General features: G+C 72.9%; 18 protein-coding genes and 1 riboswitch. Of the genes, 15 read left to right on the top strand and 3 right to left on the bottom strand.

Annotated features, from left to right (window positions below; genetic code table 11):
* Positions 1 to 4: 4 nt before the first annotated feature.
* Complete coding sequence (locus O0235_RS09900) at positions 5 to 733, bottom strand: alpha/beta fold hydrolase (RefSeq protein ID WP_270055627.1); 729 nt, start codon at positions 731 to 733, stop codon at positions 5 to 7.
* On the opposite strand from O0235_RS09900, the gene asnB reads away from it, so the two are divergent.
* Positions 627 to 2,777 carry an asparagine synthase (glutamine-hydrolyzing) gene (gene asnB / locus O0235_RS09895; RefSeq protein ID WP_308445642.1) on the top strand — a complete coding sequence of 717 codons (2,151 nt, stop codon included), beginning with the start codon at positions 627 to 629 and terminating at the stop codon, positions 2,775 to 2,777. The two genes, O0235_RS09900 and asnB, sit on opposite strands and share 107 nt — an antisense overlap.
* 68 nt (positions 2,778 to 2,845) lie before the next feature.
* On the top strand, positions 2,846 to 3,763 hold the full coding sequence (locus O0235_RS09890) for an SDR family oxidoreductase (protein WP_270055625.1): 918 nt from the start codon (positions 2,846 to 2,848) through the stop codon (positions 3,761 to 3,763).
* A gap of 105 nt (positions 3,764 to 3,868) precedes the next feature.
* On the opposite strand, the gene O0235_RS09885 is transcribed toward O0235_RS09890, so the two are convergent.
* Complete coding sequence (locus tag O0235_RS09885) at positions 3,869 to 4,753, bottom strand: GGDEF domain-containing protein (RefSeq protein WP_270055624.1); 885 nt, start codon at positions 4,751 to 4,753, stop codon at positions 3,869 to 3,871.
* A gap of 244 nt (positions 4,754 to 4,997) precedes the next feature.
* Positions 4,998 to 5,092, top strand: a riboswitch (TPP riboswitch).
* A gap of 130 nt (positions 5,093 to 5,222) precedes the next feature.
* Between O0235_RS09885 and O0235_RS09880 the strand changes: the two genes are divergently transcribed.
* The 9 genes from O0235_RS09880 (at position 5,223) to O0235_RS09840 (ending at position 11,615) form a co-directional block, all read left to right on the top strand.
* On the top strand, positions 5,223 to 5,525 hold the full coding sequence (locus tag O0235_RS09880; protein WP_270055623.1) for a thiamine-binding protein: 303 nt from the start codon (positions 5,223 to 5,225) through the stop codon (positions 5,523 to 5,525).
* Positions 5,522 to 6,325, top strand: coding sequence for an ABC transporter permease (locus tag O0235_RS09875; RefSeq protein WP_270055622.1), 804 nt, complete (start codon positions 5,522 to 5,524; stop codon positions 6,323 to 6,325). The genes O0235_RS09880 and O0235_RS09875 overlap by 4 nt, the downstream gene beginning before the upstream one ends.
* Positions 6,322 to 7,335: an ABC transporter substrate-binding protein gene (locus O0235_RS09870; RefSeq protein ID WP_270055621.1), complete on the top strand. Its 1,014-nt coding sequence runs from the start codon at positions 6,322 to 6,324 to the stop codon at positions 7,333 to 7,335. Before O0235_RS09875 ends, O0235_RS09870 begins: the two co-directional genes overlap by 4 nt.
* A gap of 7 nt (positions 7,336 to 7,342) precedes the next feature.
* On the top strand, positions 7,343 to 8,149 hold the full coding sequence (locus O0235_RS09865; RefSeq protein WP_270055620.1) for an ABC transporter ATP-binding protein: 807 nt from the start codon (positions 7,343 to 7,345) through the stop codon (positions 8,147 to 8,149).
* 10 nt (positions 8,150 to 8,159) lie between these two features.
* Positions 8,160 to 8,927, top strand: a complete 768-nt coding sequence (locus O0235_RS09860) for an enoyl-CoA hydratase/isomerase family protein (protein WP_270055619.1) — start codon at positions 8,160 to 8,162, stop codon at positions 8,925 to 8,927.
* Positions 8,928 to 8,932: 5 nt separating this feature from the next.
* Complete coding sequence (locus tag O0235_RS09855) at positions 8,933 to 10,126, top strand: CaiB/BaiF CoA transferase family protein (protein WP_270055618.1); 1,194 nt, start codon at positions 8,933 to 8,935, stop codon at positions 10,124 to 10,126.
* A 101-nt stretch (positions 10,127 to 10,227) separates the two neighbouring features.
* Positions 10,228 to 11,007, top strand: coding sequence for a methyltransferase domain-containing protein (locus O0235_RS09850; protein WP_270055617.1), 780 nt, complete (start codon positions 10,228 to 10,230; stop codon positions 11,005 to 11,007).
* Between the two features lie 21 nt (positions 11,008 to 11,028).
* Positions 11,029 to 11,160: a hypothetical protein gene (locus O0235_RS09845; protein ID WP_270055616.1), complete on the top strand. Its 132-nt coding sequence runs from the start codon at positions 11,029 to 11,031 to the stop codon at positions 11,158 to 11,160.
* Between the two features lie 38 nt (positions 11,161 to 11,198).
* Entirely contained in the window at positions 11,199 to 11,615 is a 417-nt protein-coding gene (locus tag O0235_RS09840; RefSeq protein ID WP_270055615.1) for a hypothetical protein, read from the top strand.
* Here O0235_RS09840 and O0235_RS09835 read toward each other — a convergent pair.
* Positions 11,612 to 12,226: a TFIIB-type zinc ribbon-containing protein gene (locus O0235_RS09835; protein WP_270055614.1), complete on the bottom strand. Its 615-nt coding sequence runs from the start codon at positions 12,224 to 12,226 to the stop codon at positions 11,612 to 11,614. The two genes, O0235_RS09840 and O0235_RS09835, sit on opposite strands and share 4 nt — an antisense overlap.
* A 73-nt stretch (positions 12,227 to 12,299) precedes the next feature.
* Here O0235_RS09835 and O0235_RS09830 point away from each other — a divergent pair, with 73 nt between their 5' ends.
* The 4 genes from O0235_RS09830 to O0235_RS09815 are packed head-to-tail and all read left to right on the top strand — an operon-like array spanning position 12,300 to position 16,634.
* A complete protein-coding gene (locus O0235_RS09830; protein ID WP_270055613.1) occupies positions 12,300 to 12,752 on the top strand; it encodes a Fur family transcriptional regulator in 453 nt (150 codons plus the stop codon).
* Entirely contained in the window at positions 12,736 to 14,187 is a 1,452-nt protein-coding gene (locus O0235_RS09825; RefSeq protein ID WP_270055612.1) for an FAD-binding oxidoreductase, read from the top strand. Before O0235_RS09830 ends, O0235_RS09825 begins: the two co-directional genes overlap by 17 nt.
* Entirely contained in the window at positions 14,180 to 15,349 is a 1,170-nt protein-coding gene (locus tag O0235_RS09820; protein WP_270055611.1) for an FAD-binding oxidoreductase, read from the top strand. The genes O0235_RS09825 and O0235_RS09820 overlap by 8 nt, the downstream gene beginning before the upstream one ends.
* Complete coding sequence (locus O0235_RS09815; protein ID WP_270055610.1) at positions 15,339 to 16,634, top strand: (Fe-S)-binding protein; 1,296 nt, start codon at positions 15,339 to 15,341, stop codon at positions 16,632 to 16,634. The genes O0235_RS09820 and O0235_RS09815 overlap by 11 nt, the downstream gene beginning before the upstream one ends.
* The last annotated feature ends 41 nt before the right edge of the window (positions 16,635 to 16,675 follow it).

The following is a 16,675-nucleotide window of genomic DNA, read 5'->3' as shown; positions in this document are numbered from 1 at the left end:
CGGGTTAGAGCATACCGTGTTCTTCGCGGCCGCCTTCGAGGGGAGCGCCGGCGAGCGCGGGCGGCAGCCATTCGGCGAGGAGGCGGTCGATGTCGTCGCGGGCCTGGACGAGGGAGTGGCCGGCGTCAGCGTAGAGGGCGATGCGCTTGGGTTCGCGGGCGCGGCGGTAGATGTCCTCGCTGGCTTCGTGGGAGAGGACGGTATCGGCCATGCCGTGGATGAGGAGGAGGGGCCGGCCGAGGGTTTCGACGTCGGCGGTGCCGTAGAGCTGGGGCGACATGGCGACGACGCCGCGGACGGCGGGGTGGAGCTCGGCGGCTTTGATGACGACGGCGCCGCCGAAGCTGTGGCCGACGAGCGCGAGTTCTTCGGCGCCGATGCCGCGGAGGAAGGAGCAGCCGGCCAGGACATCGAGGACGCATTCTTCGAAGACGTTGGGCTGGCGGTAGTCGAGGCGGAGGACGGTGACGCGGGCAGTCTCGAGGACGGCGGGCAGGCGGGCGTAGAGGCGGTCGGCGGGGCCGTCCAGGCCGCCCATGGCGCCGCCGACGCAGACGAGGGCGGCGGTTCCGCCTTCGACGGGGTGGAGGAGGCCGTCGATGGTGCCGCGGGTGGTTTCGAGGCGAATGCGGAGGGTGCCGGGCTGGCTTTCGAGCGGCGCGGCGGCGACGCGGAGGATGCGGAGGTCGAGATCCTCGGGCTCTTCGGCGTCGTCCCACATGTTCCCGGGCATCGGATGGAGTATACGCTGTCGAAGGGTGCCGCGGATTTCATTCATGGGCCGCGAACTTCACCTAAAAGTAAAGGCTGCTACCATTCGGCCAAACGGAGTGCGCCGGGTGCGGGGAACGGCGCGATGGAGGCCGCCCGGGATGTGCGGGATTGCCGGCATGCTGGTTGCCCGCGGAGGCGAGGTGCCGCGCGAGGAGGTGCTCGCGATGGCGGCGACGCTGCGCCACCGGGGGCCGGACGGTGAGGGGAGCTATTTCGGCCCGGGGATCGGGTTTGGGCATACGCGGCTGGCGATCATCGACCTGAGCCATGCCTCGGACCAGCCGTTCGCGGACGAGGCGGCGGGGCTGGTGCTGGTCTTCAACGGGGAGATTTACAACTACGTGGAGCTGCGGCGGGAGCTGGAGGGGCTGGGCCACCGGTTCCGTTCGCAGGGGGACACGGAGGTGCTGCTGCGGGCGTTCGCGGAGTGGCGGACGGGGACGTTCGCGCGGCTGAACGGGATGTTCGCGTGCGCGATCTGGGACGAGCGGCGGCGGGAGCTGGTCCTGGCGCGGGACCGGTTCGGAGAGAAGCCGCTCTACCTGGCGCGGAACGGGCGGGAGCTGCTGTTCGCGAGCGAGATGAAGGCGATCCTCGCGGCGCGGCCGGGGCTGCGCGAGCCGAACCTGAAGGCGGTGTACCGGTACATCGCGCGGGGGGACCTCGACCAGGACGCGGAGAGCTTCTACGCGGGGATCGAGAGCCTGCCGGCGGGCCATTTCCTGGTGCTGGACGCGGAAGGGCGGGGGACGCCGAAACGGTACTGGCGCCCGCGCGCTGCGGAGACGCCGCGGCGGCACGAGGAGGCGGTCGAGGCGTTCCGGGCGCTGTTTTTCGATGCGGTGCGGCTGCGGCTGCGGAGCGATGTGCCGGTGGGAAGTTCGCTGAGCGGGGGCATCGACTCGTCGAGCATCGTGTGCGCGATCCATGCGCAGAGGGAGGCGGCGGGGCTGGGGGAGCAGCACACGTTCAGCGCGCGGTTTGCTTCTTCGGCGCACGATGAGGGGCGGTTCATCGACCTGGTGACGGCGCGGTGCGAGGCGCGGCGTCACGATACGTGGGTTGCGCCGGAAGCGTTCGAGGCGGAGTTCGCGGCGCTGCAGTACCACCAGGAGGAGCCGATCGCGAGCACGAGCCCGTTCGCGCAGTGGATGGTGATGCGGCTGGCGCGGGAGCACGGGACGACGGTGCTGCTGGACGGGCAGGGGGCGGACGAGCTGCTGGGGGGGTATACGCAGGCGCTGGGGATGTTCTTCGCGCACTGGCTGCGAACGGGGCGGGTGGACCGGGCGGGGCGGCTGCTGTGGAGCTCGTGGCGGCGGTACGGGTCGCTGCGGGAGCCGGCGCTGTTCGGGGCGTACTACCTGCTGCCGGCGCCGGTGCGCGACCGGCTGGCGGAGCGGTACTTCGGTTCGGGGGCGATCCTCGCGCGGGAGGTGCACGACCGGTATGCGCCGGCGCACGCGGCGACGATTGCCCCGTTCCGGGACCGGCTGCGGAACGAGCTGGTGCGGTGGCAGCTGACGACGCAGCTGCCGGAGTTCCTGCGGTATGCGGACCGGAACAGCATGGCCTTCAGCCGGGAGGTGCGGCTGCCGTTCCTCGACCACCGGCTGGCGGAGTTTTGCGCCGGGCTGCGGCCGGAATGGCTGCTGGAGGGGGCGACGACGAAGGCGATCCTGCGGCGCGCGATGGAGGGGATCGTGCCGGACCCGGTGCTGAAGCGGCGGGACAAGCTGGCGTATGCGCCGCCGCAGCGGAGCTGGGCGCGGGGGCCGCTCCGGGGCTGGATCCGGCAGCACCTCGAGGCGGCGGCGAAGCGGCGGGACGTGTTCGATGCCGAGGCGGTGCGGGCGGTGGCCGAGGCCTTCGAGGCGGGTGGGGACGACGTGCTGGCGTGGCGGGTGGCGAGCACCGAAGCATGGTTCGCGCAGATGGTGGACCGGGCGCCAGCCCTGCCGGCCGGGTACGAAGGACCGAATGCTGGTAACCTGCGCGGTTGAGACGGGCCGGGGCTGCCCCTGCTGCTTGCCGCTGCGCCCGAAAACCTGCATGAACTGAGAGGATTCCGATGGCAATTTCGTTCGAAGGTCAGGTCGCGGTCGTGACCGGCGCGGGCGCCGGGCTCGGCCGGGCGTATGCGCTGGACCTCGCGCGGCGCGGCGCGAAAGTGGTGGTGAACGACCTGGGCGGCGACCCGCACGGCCAGGGCGCGGATGCGGCGCCGGCGCGGAAGGTGTGCGATGAGATCATCGCGGCGGGCGGCCAGGCGGTGCCGAACTTCGACAGCGTGGCGACCTACGAAGGCGGCTACAACATCGTGAAGACGGCGCTGGACAACTTCGGCCGCCTGGACATCGTGATCTGCAACGCGGGCATCCTGCGGGATGTGGCGTTCCACAACATGAGCGAGGACGACTGGGACAAGGTCTTCGCGGTGCACGTGAAGGGGTCGTTCTCCGTGCTGCGGCATGCGTGGCCGGTGTTCCGCCAGCAGGCGTACGGCCGGGTGGTGCTCACGACGTCGTCGTCGGGCATCTACGGCCAGTTCGGCCAGGCGAACTACGGCGCGGCGAAGACGGCGATGCTGGGCCTGATGAACGTGCTGAAGCAGGAAGGCGCGAAGTACAACGTGATGGTGAACACGATCGCGCCGGTGGCGGGCACGCGGCTGACGCAGACGGTGATGCCGCCGGAGATGGTGGAGCGGCTGAAGCCGGAGTACGTGGTGCCGGCGGTCGTCTACATGGTCTCGAAGGAGTGCCAGGACAGCGGCCTGATCATCGAGGCGGGCGCGGGCAACTTCAACCGGGCGGCCATCGTGAAGGGGCCGGGCATCCAGCCGGGCCTGGGCGAGCTGAAGGACGCCGAGTGGGTCCAGGCGAACTGGGAGAAGATCTGCAGCCTCGAGGGCGCGGAGCCGATGTGGCGGACGGGCCAGACGCTGAAGGCGTACCTCGCGGAGAAGGCGGCGCAGAAGCAGGGCTGACGCCCGCGCGCAGCGCCGTTCGGGTGAACGGGCATGGGGGAGCCGGCCGGCTCCCCCGTGTTGCTGGCGTCGATGAGGCGCGGGCGGGGTGCGCGGCGGCCTGCTTCAGCCGGCGTGGCGGCTGCGGGAGCGGGCCTCGCGGTAGGCCTCGGCGAAGTCTTTCACGTCGCCGTCGGGGTAGTAGTCGCGGACGAGCTGCTGGCGCATGGCGCGGGGGTCGTGGGCGAGGGCGGAGCGCTGGGCGCGCGGCGGGCGGACGGCCTGGAGGATGAGGTCGCCGCCGGCCTGGGAGAGGAATTCGAGGGGGCCGCGGAAGCGCGCGGCGTCGTATTCGAGGGCGGTGACTTCGACGCCGACGTAGAGGGGCACCTTGAGGTGGGCGCTCGAGCGGACGGGGCGGTTGGAGACGGCGAGGGTGACGCGGTCGGTGTAGGCGGCGGCCTGGGCGCCGGTGCACTGGAGGAGGATGACGGCGAAGCGGGTTTCATCGAGGCGGGCGACGAAGTCGCTGGCGCGGGTGATGCGGACGAGCGTCTCGGCGACGTGTTCGACGGCCTGGCGGGCGGTGCCGGCGCCCCACGCGGTGCGGATGTCCTCGTACTGGGCGATGCGGACGACGGCGAGGGTGACGGGGTGGCGGTAGCGCTCGGCTCGGGCGATGTCGCGGGCGAGGGTATCGATGAGCTGCTGGCGGTTGGGGAGGCGGGTTTCGGGGTCGACGAGGTGGCGGTGGGCGTCGGGGTCTTCGGCCTGGACCGAGGCGGTCGCGAGGGCCTGGAGCCCGCGGTAGACGAAGGCGGCGAGGCCGGCGGTGGAGGCGATGAGGATGGCGCCGACGGTGCCGGAGTATTGCAGCGCGACGGCGAATTCGGCGACGAGGAGGATGAGGCCGAGGGCGATGGCGGCGCGGCGGGCGGCAGTCACGCGGCGGGGTTCGCCGGGGGGTGCAGCGAGGCGGGGGCGAATCCAGCGGCGCCAGATGCGGTTCAACGGAGGCCTTTCGTTCGCCGGTGCGGCGAATGGTTGTCGGTTGGATTATCGGCGGTGAACAGGCGGGCGGCGGTCGACAGGGGGTAGCTCCCGGGAACGGGCGGGTGACAGGTATGGAACAGGGGCGGCGGGGCCGGGGGTTGCGGGGGCGGCGGGGCCGGGGGTTGCGGGGGCGGCGGGGCCGGGGGTTGCGGGGGCGGCGGGGCCGGGCTAGGCTTGAGGGGACAATTCAAGACGCGCTGTTCGTGTTCGCTGGGGGTGCCCGGGAACGGGCTGAGATCAGACCCCTTGAACCTGACCACGTTCGGACGTGCGTAGGGAAAGCGAAACGGAGGCCGAGCGCCGCGCGGATGCGCAGGAGGCACGGAGTCCGGCTTTCCCGGGCTCCGTTTTCGTTTGCGGTGCAGCAGGGGAAGCGGGGCCGGGAGCGGGCACCCTTTCGGACCGGGCAGCGGAGAGGAGCCGCTGCATGATCGTCGAAATCGAATGCCTGCCGCGTCCCGCGGGGGAGCCGGGGGCGCCGTACTCGTTCGTGGAGGCGGCGATCCGGGTGATCCAGGCCTCCGGCCTGAACTACGAGGTCTCGGCGCTGGGGACGACGTTCGAGGGCGAGCCGGATGAGGTGTGGCGGGTGGTGCGGGAGGCGCACGAGGCCTGCCTCGCAGCCGGGGCGGAGAGCGTGCTCACGTTCGTGAAATTTTCGCAGAGCCGGCTGCCGAATCCGCCGACGATGGCCTCGCTGACGGCGAAGTTCCGGGACGGCGGGTCGTGAAGCTGGCGCTGGGGAGCGCAGCCGGCGCGCGGCGGCTGGCCGCGGCCTACGGGCCGTCGGCGGTGCTGCTGGCGCTGCTCGTGGCGGGGTGGGAGGCCTGGGTGCGGGTGTTCGACACCCGGCCGTACATCCTGCCGGCGCCCTCGCGCATCTGGCAGGGCTTCTGGGAGACGAAGCACCTGCTGCCGGAGCACATCCGGACGACGCTGGCGGAGGCGGTGCTGGGGCTGGGGTTTGGCGCGGCGGCCGGGGTGACGATCGCGGTCCTGGTGGCGGGGATTCCGCTGGTGCGGCGGGTGCTGATGCCGCTGCTGGTGGTGTCGCAAACCATCCCGATGGTGGTGCTGGCGCCGCTTCTCATCGTGTGGTTCGGCTTCGGGATGACGCCGAAGGTGGTGGTGGTGGCGCTCTGGGGCTTCTTCCCGGTGGCGGTTGCGACGGCCGACGGGCTGATGCACGCGGACCGGGAGATGGTGGGGCTGGTGCGGTCGATGGGCGCGAACCGGCTGCAGGTGCTGCGGTACATCGCGGTGCCGGCGGCGCTGCCCGCGTTCTTTTCGGGGCTGAAGATCGCCGCCGCCTACGCGGTGGGCGGGGCGGTGGTGGGGGAGTGGATTGGCGCGAGCTCCGGGCTGGGGCTCTACATCACCCGGGCGCAGACGTCGTTCCGGGTGGACCGGGTGTTCGTCGCGGTGGTGCTGATCGCGCTGCTGAGCATGCTGCTGTTCGCGGCGGTGCACGTGCTGGCGCGGCTGGCGACGCCGTGGATGTACGTCAGAACAGAGGAGGAAACGAGATGAAACGCTGGCTGCTGCTTGCGGCGGGGCTCGCCGCGGCGCTGTTCGCGGGCGCGCTGATGAGCGCCTGCGGCGGGGACGACGATGATGACGGGGGCGGCGGGCTGACGCCCGTGACGTTCATGCTGAACTGGACGCCGAACACGTACCACAGCGGGGTGTACATCGCGCTGGAGCGCGGCTGGTACCGGGAGGCAGGGCTCGATGTGAAGATCATCGAGCCGGCCGCGGGCGGCACCGCGCAGGTGCTGGCCGCCGGGAAAGCGGATTTCGGGGTGATGGCGCAGGAGGAGATCATCCCGGCGCGCGCGGAGGGGGTGCCAGTGGTGGCGCTGGCGGCGCTGATCCAGCACAACGACTCGTCGCTGTACTTCCTGAAGAGCGAAGGGATTACGCGGCCGCGCGACCTCGAGGGGAAGACCTACGGGGGCTTCGGCGGCGTGCTGGAGCGCCAGCTGATTTCGGAGCTGGTGAAATGTGACGGCGGCGACCCCTCCAAGGTGAAGTTCGTGGAGGTCGGGAACGTCGACTACCTGGCGGGGATGGAGTCGAACCGGTTCGATTTCGTCTGGGTGTTCGAGTTTTGGGACGTGCTGCGGGCGCGGGAGGTGGAGAAGAAGGACGTCGGGAGCCTGAAGTTCATCGACTACACGCACTGCATCCCGGACTGGTACACGCCGCTCATCGTGACGAGCGAGCAGCTCATCAAGGAGAAGCCGGACGTCGTGCGGAAGTTCATGGAGGCGACGGTGCGCGGCTACGAGGTGGCGATGCAGGACCCGCAGGCGGCGGCGGACGCGATCATGAAAGGCGCGCCGGAATCCGACCGGCGGCTGCTGGAGGTGAGCGCGGAGTATCTCTCGACGCGGTACGTGGACCCGGGCCGGCCGTGGGGGCTGCAGGACCGCGAGGTGTGGGTGACGTTCACGGAGTACCTGCGCCGGGCCGGTCTCATCGACAAGGAGATCGACGTGGACGCGGCGTTCACGAACGACTTCCTGCCGAAACGGTAATCGGGCGATGAGCGCGCCGGCGATCCGGGTCGAGGGGCTGGAGCACACCTTCCGCCAGAAGGGGCGGGAGGTGCGGGCAGTCGATGGGGTCGACCTGGAGGTCGGCGAGGGGGAGTTCGTTGCGCTGGTGGGGCCGAGCGGCTGCGGCAAGAGCACCCTGCTGCGGGTGCTGGCCGGGCTGCTCGTCCCCACCGGGGGAACCGCGGAGGTGGGCGGGGTGTCGGCGGTCGGGCGGCCGGGGCTCGTGGCGTTCATGCCGCAGAAGGATTTGCTGCTGCCGTGGCGGCGGGCGCTGGCGAACGCGGCGCTCGGCCTGGAGGTGCACGGCGTGCCGCGGAAGGAGGCGCGGGCGCGCGCGCGGGCGCTCTTCGGGGTGTTCGGGCTGGAGGGGTTCGAACAGGCGTGGCCGGCGCAGATGAGCGGCGGGATGCGGCAGCGGCTCGCGCTGCTGCGGACGTTCCTCGTGCCGTCGCGGGTGCTGCTGCTGGATGAGCCGTTCGGGGCGCTGGATGCGATTACGCGGCGGGGGATGCACGCGTGGCTGCAGGAGGTGCTGGCGATCGAGCCGCGGACGGTGCTGCTGGTGACGCACGACGTCGAGGAAGCGCTGGTGCTGGCGGACCGGGTGGTCGTGATGTCGCCGCGGCCCGGCCGCATCGTGGATGCCATCGCAGCGCCGTTTGCGCGGCCGCGGGAGCCGGGGATCGTCACGGAGGCGGCCTTCGTTGCGGCAAAGGCGCGCGTGCTGGCGGCGCTGGGCGAGGGCGATGACCCGGTGAGCGCGGGGGAGGAACGGACGGCGCCGGGGGCGTAGGATCGGCGCCATGCCGGTCCGCACCGAACGCCGCCAGCGCACCCTCCTGATCACGCTCGACCGCCCCGAGGCGATGAACAGCATCGACCCGGAGATGTACCGCCAGCTGGGCGAAGCGTGGGACGAGTTCGAGCGGGACGACGAGCTGCTGGTGGCGGTGGTGACGGGCGCGGGGGAGAGGGCGTTCTGCGCGGGGCGGGACCTCGTGAAGAGCGCGGAGGATGAGGCGAACGACTGGAGCCAGCAGCGGGGCGGCGGGCGGCTCACGCCGGAGGGCATCTGGAAACCGGTCATCGCGGCGATCAATGGGCATTGCCTCGCGGCGGGGCTGGCGCTGGCGCTGGGCTGCGACGTGCGGGTGGCGAGTCCGAACGCGACGTTCGGGACGATGGCGGCGAAGCGGGGCATCGTGGCGGGCGGCGGGCAGACGCAGCGGCTGGCGCGGTACATCCCGTTCGGGATTGCGATGGAGATGATCCTGTTCGCGGAGCGGATCAGTGCGGAGGACGCGCTGCGGTACGGGCTGGTGAACCGGGTCGTTCCGCAGGGCGAGCTGCTGGAGTTTGCGATGGGCTGGGCGGCGAAGCTGTGCGAGAACGCGCCGCTGGCGCTGCAGGCGATGAAGCGGGCAGCGTACGAAGGCGGCTGGGAGCTGCCGTTCCGCGAGGGGATGCGGCTGGAAGCGCGGCTGTACGCCGAGATCATGCAGACGCGGGACGCCGCGGAAGGCGGGCGTGCGTTCGCGGAGAAGCGGCCGCCGCGGTTCGAAGGGAGGTGAGCAGCGTGCGGGGCCCGCTGGAAGGCATCCGGGTGCTGGATTTCACGTGGGCGCTGGCAGGGCCGTTCGCGACGATGCAGCTCGCGGACATGGGGGCGGAGGTGGTGATGGTGGAGCATCCGCAGACGCACGAGAAGGAGCGGGGGTTCGGGCCGTACTACGAGGGCATCTCGACGTTCTTCTTCAGCCCGAACCGCGGGAAGAAGGGCATCGCGGTCGACCTGAAGACGGAGGCGGGGAAGGAGGTCATCCGCCGGCTGGCGGGGCAGGCGGATGTGCTGGTGGAGAACTTCCGGCCGGGGACGATGGACCGGCTGGGGCTGGGGTACGCGGCGCTGCGGGAGGTGAACCCGCGCCTCATCTACGCGGCGCTGAGCGGGTTCGGGCAAACGGGGCCGTACAGCCATCTGCCGGCGGTGGACGCGGTGGCGCAGGCGATGGGCGGCACGATGAGCCTGAACGGCTACCGCGACGGGCCGCCGCTGCGGGTGGGGGTGAGTATCGGCGACATGGTGGGCGGGCTGTACCTCGCGCTGGGCATCCTCGCGGCGCTGCGGGCGCGGGACGTGACGGGGGAGGGGCAGCTGCTGGACGTGGCACTGATGGAGGCGCAGATGGCGCTCTGCGAGAACGCCATCGTGCGGCACTCGGCGTTCGGGGAGGCGCCGACGCGGCAGGGGAGCCGGCACCCGCTGGTGGCGCCGTTCGGGCCGTTCGAGACGAAGGACGGCTGGATCGTCATCGCGAACGTGAAGGAGTGGGAGCTGTTCTGCGCGCTCATCGGGCGGGATGACCTCGCGGTCGACGAGCGGTTCGCGACGAACCGGGGGCGGCTGGAGCACGTGGAAGAGCTGGAGCGGGAGCTGAACGCGGCGCTCCGGGAGAAGACGACGGACGAGTGGTTCGCCGTGCTGGAGCCGGCGAACGTCTGCTCGATCGGGAAGGTGAACAGCATCGCGGACCTGTTCGACGACCCGCACGTGGCGGCGCGGGGGATGCTGGTGGACATCCCGCTGCCGTACGGGCTGCCGGGGTCGCTGAAGCTGCCGAATTCGCCAATCCACCTTTCGAAGACGCCGACGGTGGTGGGGAATCCGATGCCGGAGCACGGCGGAGACACGGATGACGTGCTGGCGCGGTGGATTGGGCTGAGCGCTGACGAGATTGGGGAGCTGCGGGCGGCCGGCGTCATCAAGTAGGGCCGGGTAGACTGGAGGAGCGCCCCGGGCCCAACGGCCCGGCGAGGGAGTCGCGGGGCGCGCTCCGGGCGGAAAGGGCACACCGCGCGCAGAGGTGCCCCGTGAGCGCTGACTGGAACCCGGACCGGTACGAACGATTCCGGAACGAGCGGAGCCAGCCGTTCTTCGACCTGCTGGAGCTGACGCGGCCGGTGCCCGGCGGCCGCGTCATCGACCTCGGCTGCGGGACGGGCGAGCTGACGCGGGCGCTGCACGAGCGGTCGCGGGCGGCGGAAACGCTGGGCATCGACAGCTCGCCGGCGATGCTGGCGCGGGCGGCGGGGTTCGCGGGGGGCGGGCTCCGGTTCGAGCTGGCGGATATCGCGGCGTTCGCGCCGGCGGGGCCGTTCGACCTCGTGTTATCGAACGCGGCGCTGCAGTGGCTGCCCGACCACGAGCGGCTGCTGGCCCGCATCGCGCGGTGGATCGCGCCGGGCGGGCAGCTGGCGTTCCAGGTGCCGGCGAATGCGGACCACCCGTCGCACACGGTCGCGCACGAGGTTGCGCGCGAGGAGCCGTTCGCCACGGCGATGAGCGGCTACGTGCGGGAGTGGCCGGTGCTGCCCCCGGAGCGGTACGCGGAGCTGCTGGATGGGCTGGGGTTCGAGCGGGTGCACGTGCGGCTGCAGGTGTACGCGCACCGCCTTGCCTCCACGGGGGACACCGTGGAGTGGGTGCGCGGGACGCTGCTGACCGACTACGAGCGGCGGCTCGGTCCCGAGCTGTACGGGGCGTACCTCGAACGGTACCGGGAGCGGCTGCTGGCCGAACTCGGGGATGGGGCGCCCTACCTGTACACGTTCAAGCGCATCCTCGCGGCCGGGACGCGAGCCGGGACATAGCGGGCTGCTATGATGGCAGCGATGGACGTGACGCGGGCCACGGTCGAGGAGTTCCTCGAGCTGCTCCGGAAGGACCCGGAGCTGCGGGAGCGTGCCCGCGAGATCATCGTGGCGGCGGAATGGGAGCGGGTGGACCGGGCGATTTGGAGCTGAGGGCGGGACCGTCGGTGTGGGATTCCGCTGAGTGGCTCATGAAAGGCCGTCTTTGGGACGACCCCGGAAAATACCTGGGAACGCGGTACCGCAAGGCGCGCAAAGTGCTCGTCTACGACTCGCCGGAGGTCGACGCGGCGATCGAGGCGGGAGTGCTGAGCGAAGAGGAGTACCAGGACGTGCTGCGGGCAGACGTGGTGGTGCGGGCGACGCCGCGCCGCGGGGAGGCGAGCGAGCGGGTCGTCGTCGTCGAGGCGTCGAAGGTCGTCGACCGGGGAGACGTGGAGCGGGCCGCGCGGCGGGCCGCGCTGCTCGGGCGCGTGTGGCCAGGAGCCGAGGGGGCGGTGTTCGGGTATGCGATAACGGCAGGGGCGCGGGAGCTGGGAGAAGCGAGCGGCGTCCGCGTGCTGGTCGAGCGCACCGCTGAGGAGGCTGCCGGGGAGGGCGCAGCCTAGCGGCCGCGGAGCGAGCGGAGCCCGGCCGGCAGGAGCAGGGTCATCGCGAGGTCGAGCGCGATCTGCCATGCGGCGGCGGGCGCGTTTGCGGCGTCGACATCACCGCCGGGCGGGCCGGGCGGCGCGGACTGGATGCCGAACACGCGGGCGAGTTCGCCGGTATCGAACCAGGTCGCGCGGCAGCCGGGACAGCGGTCGAGCGCGGCCGGGCCTGCCGGGAGCGGCTCCATGGGGCGGGTGCAGGAGGGGCAGGGGCGGCTTGCGGGGATGTCGGCGGCGGGCAGGGGGCCAGCTTCGCGGCCGGGCGCGCCGGCGGGAAGCTCGGCGAGGTCGAGGCCGGCGGCGAGAGCGGCATCGGGCACCCAGGCGCCGTGACACGCATCGCAGCACTGGATGGGCGGGGCCGCCGGGCTCCCGGCACGGCGGTAGGGGGTGAGCGGCGGGCGGCCGGGGCAGGACGGGCAGGCCGGGGCGCCCGCGGGGCGCGCTGCGCGCGGCGCTTCAGCGAGGGCGGCGAAGACCTCGCCCGGGGCGCGCTCCCAGGCGCCGGCAGCGGCCCGCTGCCGGGCCGCTGCCACCCAGGCAGCGTCGAGGTCTTCGAGCGACGGCATGGGGGAAAGTTCGACAGCTGAGCCCGGTTTCGGCAGGCATGCGCGGGGGCGGGGTCGGCCGTAGACTGCGGACGTGAGCTGTGAGAACGACATCGCGGAGACGCTCCGGCGGGCGGGGTATCGGCTGACGCCGCAGCGGCTGCTCATCGTGCAGGCGCTCCGGCACGGCGGCCGGCACATGAGCGCGGCCGAGATCGCGGAGGAGGTGCACAAGGTGCACCCCTACGTGGACTTGAGCACCGTGTACCGGACGCTGGACGTGCTGAAGCGGATGCGGCTGGTGACGTCGACCGACATGGGGTCGGGCGATGTGCTGTTCGAATGGGCGCCGGAGGCGCCGCACCACCACCTGATCTGCTCGGCCTGCGGCAACGTGGACGAGATCGGGCCGGAGTACTTCCGGCCGCTGGAGGAGCGGCTGCTGCGGGAGCTGGGGTTCGAGGCCGACATGCACCATTTCGCGGTGTTCGGGCTGTGCCGCGCATGCCGCGCATCAGCTGAGGCCGGCGATGACGACGAGGCGTGAGCTGCTGGCGGCCCTGCGGCGGGCCGTCGGCGACGGGGCCGTGGTGTGGCGGCCGGAGGACCTCGCGGCGTACGAGTTCGACGGGACGGTGGAGCGGGCAGTGCCGCACGCGGTGGTGCTGCCCTCGACGGCGGAGGAGGTGCGGGCTGCGGTGCGGGCGTGTCTCGACCTCGGGGTGCCGATCACGCCGCGCGGCGCAGGGACGGGGCTGAGCGGCGGCGCGGTGCCGCTGCGGCGGGGCGTCGTCATCTCGACGGCGCGTATGCGGCGCATCATCGAGATCGACCCGGCCGACCGGGTGGCCGTCGTGGAGCCGGGGGTGGCGAACCTGGAGCTTTCGCGGCAGGCGGCGCGGTACGGGCTGTTCTACCCGCCGGACCCAAGTTCGCAGGCCGCCTGCACCATCGGCGGGAACGTGGCGGAGAACGCCGGCGGGCCGCACTGCCTCGCGCTGGGGGTGACGCAAAACTTCGTGCTCGGCATCGAGGTCGTGACGGCGGGGGGCGATATCCGCTGGCTGGGCGGCCGGTCGCCGGACCCGTTCGGGTTCGACCTGCGCGGGGCGTTCATCGGGAGCGAGGGGACGCTGGGGATCGCGACGAAGGTGGCGGTGCGGCTGCTGCCGGTGCCGCCGGCAGTGGTCACGCTGCTCGCGGCGTTCCCGGAGGTGGCGCAGGCGTGCGAGGCGGTGTCGAGCATCATCGCGCGGGGCATCATCCCGTCGGCGATGGAGATGATGGACCGCCTGTGCATCGAAGCCGTGGAGGCGGGCTTCCGGGTGGGCTACCCGGAGGGAGCGGGCGCGGTGCTGCTGGTCGAGCTCGATGGCCTGGAGGGCGAAGTCCAGGCCGAGTCGGCGCGCGTGCGGGCCGAGTGCCTCGAGCGGGGCGCAACGGAGGTGCGGGTGGCGGCGAGCGAGGAGGAGCGGGCGCTGCTCTGGAAGGGGCGGAAGGGGGCCATCCCGGCGCTGGGGCGGCTGGCGCCGAACTACTACATCGTCGACGGCGTGGTGCCGCGGTCGCGGCTGGCAGCGGTGATGGAGCGGGTGGCGGCGGTTTCCGCGCGGTCGGGGCTGCGGATTGCGAACGTGTTCCACGCGGGGGATGGGAACCTGCACCCGCTCATCCTGTTCGACGAGCGGGAGCCGGGCGCGGGGGAACGGGTGCTGGCGACGGCGGCGGAGGTCATGCGGGTGTGCGTGGAGGAAGGCGGGACGCTGAGCGGCGAGCACGGCATCGGAGCGGAGAAACGGGAGTTCATGCCGTGGCTGTTCGGCAAGGAAGACCTCGCGACGATGGCGCGGCTGCGGGAGGTGTTCGGCGCCGACGGCGGGCTGTTCAACCCGTGCAAGGTGTTCCCGGGCGGCACCGGATGCGGGGAGATGGGTTCGCGCGCGGCAGCGGTGCGCGCGGCTGGGCCGGATGCGTATGTCTGAGGCGGGCGTGGTGGTGGCCGGGGCAGCGCCGGTCAGCGTGGAGCGGCCGGGAAGCCTCGCGGAGCTGGCGGCGCTCGTCCGGGGGAGCCGGGAGACGCTGGTGCCCGTCGGCGGGGGGACGGTGCTCGGCCTCGGGTATGCGCCGGCGGGGCCGTTCCGGCTGGTGGACGTGCGCGACGCGCTGGGCGGGGCCGTGGAGCACCAGCCGGACGACCTGACGGCGACGGTGCCGGCCGGCATGACGGTCGACGCGGCGAACGCCGTGCTGCGAGCGCGGGGCCAGGAGCTGAAGCTGGACCCGCCGCTCCCGTCGCGGGCGACCGTCGGCGGGACGCTGGCGGCGGCGATGGCCGGGCCGCAGCGGGGCCGGTACGGCGCGCCGCGGGACCAGGTGCTGGGGCTCACCTTCATCCGGGCGGACGGCGACGTCGTGCGGGCGGGCGGCCGCGTGGTGAAGAACGTCGCGGGGTTCGACCTCTCGCGGCTGCTGTGCGGGTCGTTCGGGAGCCTCGGCATCATCGTGGCGGCGACGCTCCGGACTTGGCCGGTCCGCGAGGCGGTCGATGTGGAATGGCAGGTCGGCGACATCGGGACGGGGCTCGACCTCGCGGCGCGGCTGACGGCTGCGGGGGCCCGGCCTGAGGTGCTGGACATCGTCGAGGACGGGCATGGGACCTGGCTGGCGGCGCGGCTCAGCCCGGCGGCGCTGCCGGCGGCGGAGCAGGTGCTCGGCGGCAGGGAGGCCCGGCCGTGGCCGCCGGGCCGGTTCGAGCAGCTGCGCGACGGCGGATTCCGGGACGACGACGTGCTCTCGGTGCGGGTGACGGCGCCGTGGTCGCTGCTCGCCCGCACGGCGGAGGTGCTGGAGCGGGCGCGGCCGGGGCTGCTGGTCGTGCGGCCGCTGGCGGGGATGGCCCGGGCGGCGGCGCGGCGGCAGGAGGGGGTCGCCTCGCGCGAGCTGCGGGGCATCGTGGAGGAGGTGCGCCGGCTGGTGCGCCCGGCCGGCGGATTCGCGGTCGCGGAGCGGATGCCGGACCGGTACCGGGCCGACGTCGACCCGTGGGGCGAGCCGCCGGAGAGCTTCGACCTGCTGCGGGCGGCGAAGGCGGCGTTCGACCCGGAGGGCCGGTTCAGCCGGGGGAGGTTCATCGGTGGCATCTGAGACGACTGCAGGGGCGCGCTGGCCGGACCCTGCGGAGGCGCCAGCGCCGGCCGACCTCGCGCGGTGCGTGCACTGCGGGCTCTGCCTGACGGCGTGCCCGACGTACCTCGTGACGGGGCTGGAGACGGAATCGCCGCGGGGGCGCATCCAGATGGCGCGGCTGATCGCGGATGGACGGGCGGACCTGACGCCGGCGATCCAGGCGCACTGGTCGCTCTGCCTGCAGTGCCGGGCGTGCGAGGCGGTCTGCCCGAGCGGGGTGCCGTACGGGCGGATCCAGGAGCATGCGCGGGCGCAGGTGCAGGCGCGGCCGGCAGCGGGGCGGTTGGCGCTCCGGCTGCGGCGGCTCGCGCTGCGGCAGGTGGCCGCCCGGCCGCGGGTGCTGGGCGCGGCGCTGGCGCCGGTTCGGCGGTTCGCGGGGTGGCGGCTGCGGGGCATCGCCGAGCGGCTGCTGCCGGGTCGGCTGCGGACGCTGGCGCGGCAGCTGCCTTCGAACCAGGGGGCGCCGCTGCGGCTGGAGGCGGCAGCCGCCGGCCCGGCGGAGGGCGAGCCGGTGCAGCTGTTCGCCGGGTGCGTGATGCGGGAGCTGTTTGGGGAGACGCACCGGGCGACGGTGCGGGTGCTGGCGCGGGCAGGTGCCCGGGTCGAAGCGCCGCCGGCGCAGGGGTGCTGCGGGGCGCTCCACGCGCACGAGGGCGACCTGGCGTTCGCGCGGCGGCTGGCGAAGGCGAACATCGCGGCGTTCGAAGGCGCGGAAGGCGCGATCGTCGTGAACTCGGCGGGCTGCGGCGCGGCGATGAAGGAGTACCCGCAGCTGCTGGCGGGCGAGCCGGGCTGGGCGGAGCGGGCAGCGGCCTTCGCGGCGCGGGTGCGGGACCTTTCGGAGTGGCTCGCCGCGCGGCCAGGGCTGCCGCGCGGGGCGTGGCGCGTGCGGGCGGCGTACCAGGACGCCTGCCACCTCGCGCACGTGCAGGGAATCCGGCGGGAGCCGCGGGCGCTGCTGGCAGCAGCCGGCTGCGACCTCATCGAGACCGAGGGCGCGGACACCTGCTGCGGGGCGGCCGGGCTCTACGGGCTGGTGCAGCCGGGGATGTCGGCCGAGCTGCGGCGGCGGAAGGCGGACGCCTTCGCGGCAGCACGGCCGGAGGTCATCGTGACGGGGAACCCGGGCTGCCACCTCCAGTACCTGGCGGCCGTCCGTGAGGCGGGGCTGGGCGCCGAGGTGCTGCACCTGGCGGAGGCGCTGGACCGGGCGTGGAGCGACAGCAGGGCGCCGCGACGCTGACGCGAGCGTCAGATTATCGGCGCGGATGCGCGGTGCTGGAG

Source organism: Tepidiforma flava (genome assembly GCF_027594505.1).
Lineage (GTDB): Bacteria > Chloroflexota > Dehalococcoidia > Tepidiformales > Tepidiformaceae > Tepidiforma > Tepidiforma flava.
This window is presented reverse-complemented; position numbering and strand designations above follow the sequence as displayed.

What these genes read in the sequence shown, in the direction of transcription:
- asnB (WP_308445642.1), top strand. Translation starts at nt 627, where the DNA reads ATGCGGAGGGTGCCGGGCTGGCTTTCGAGCGGCGCGGCGGCGACGCGG.
- O0235_RS09900 (WP_270055627.1), bottom strand. Translation starts at nt 733, where the DNA reads ATGCCCGGGAACATGTGGGACGACGCCGAAGAGCCCGAGGATCTCGAC.
- O0235_RS09890 (WP_270055625.1), top strand. Translation starts at nt 2,846, where the DNA reads ATGGCAATTTCGTTCGAAGGTCAGGTCGCGGTCGTGACCGGCGCGGGC.
- O0235_RS09880 (WP_270055623.1), top strand. Translation starts at nt 5,223, where the DNA reads ATGATCGTCGAAATCGAATGCCTGCCGCGTCCCGCGGGGGAGCCGGGG.
- O0235_RS09870 (WP_270055621.1), top strand. Translation starts at nt 6,322, where the DNA reads ATGAAACGCTGGCTGCTGCTTGCGGCGGGGCTCGCCGCGGCGCTGTTC.
- O0235_RS09865 (WP_270055620.1), top strand. Translation starts at nt 7,343, where the DNA reads ATGAGCGCGCCGGCGATCCGGGTCGAGGGGCTGGAGCACACCTTCCGC.
- O0235_RS09860 (WP_270055619.1), top strand. Translation starts at nt 8,160, where the DNA reads ATGCCGGTCCGCACCGAACGCCGCCAGCGCACCCTCCTGATCACGCTC.
- O0235_RS09845 (WP_270055616.1), top strand. Translation starts at nt 11,029, where the DNA reads ATGGACGTGACGCGGGCCACGGTCGAGGAGTTCCTCGAGCTGCTCCGG.
- O0235_RS09840 (WP_270055615.1), top strand. Translation starts at nt 11,199, where the DNA reads ATGAAAGGCCGTCTTTGGGACGACCCCGGAAAATACCTGGGAACGCGG.
- O0235_RS09835 (WP_270055614.1), bottom strand. Translation starts at nt 12,226, where the DNA reads ATGCCGTCGCTCGAAGACCTCGACGCTGCCTGGGTGGCAGCGGCCCGG.
- O0235_RS09825 (WP_270055612.1), top strand. Translation starts at nt 12,736, where the DNA reads ATGACGACGAGGCGTGAGCTGCTGGCGGCCCTGCGGCGGGCCGTCGGC.
- O0235_RS09820 (WP_270055611.1), top strand. Translation starts at nt 14,180, where the DNA reads ATGTCTGAGGCGGGCGTGGTGGTGGCCGGGGCAGCGCCGGTCAGCGTG.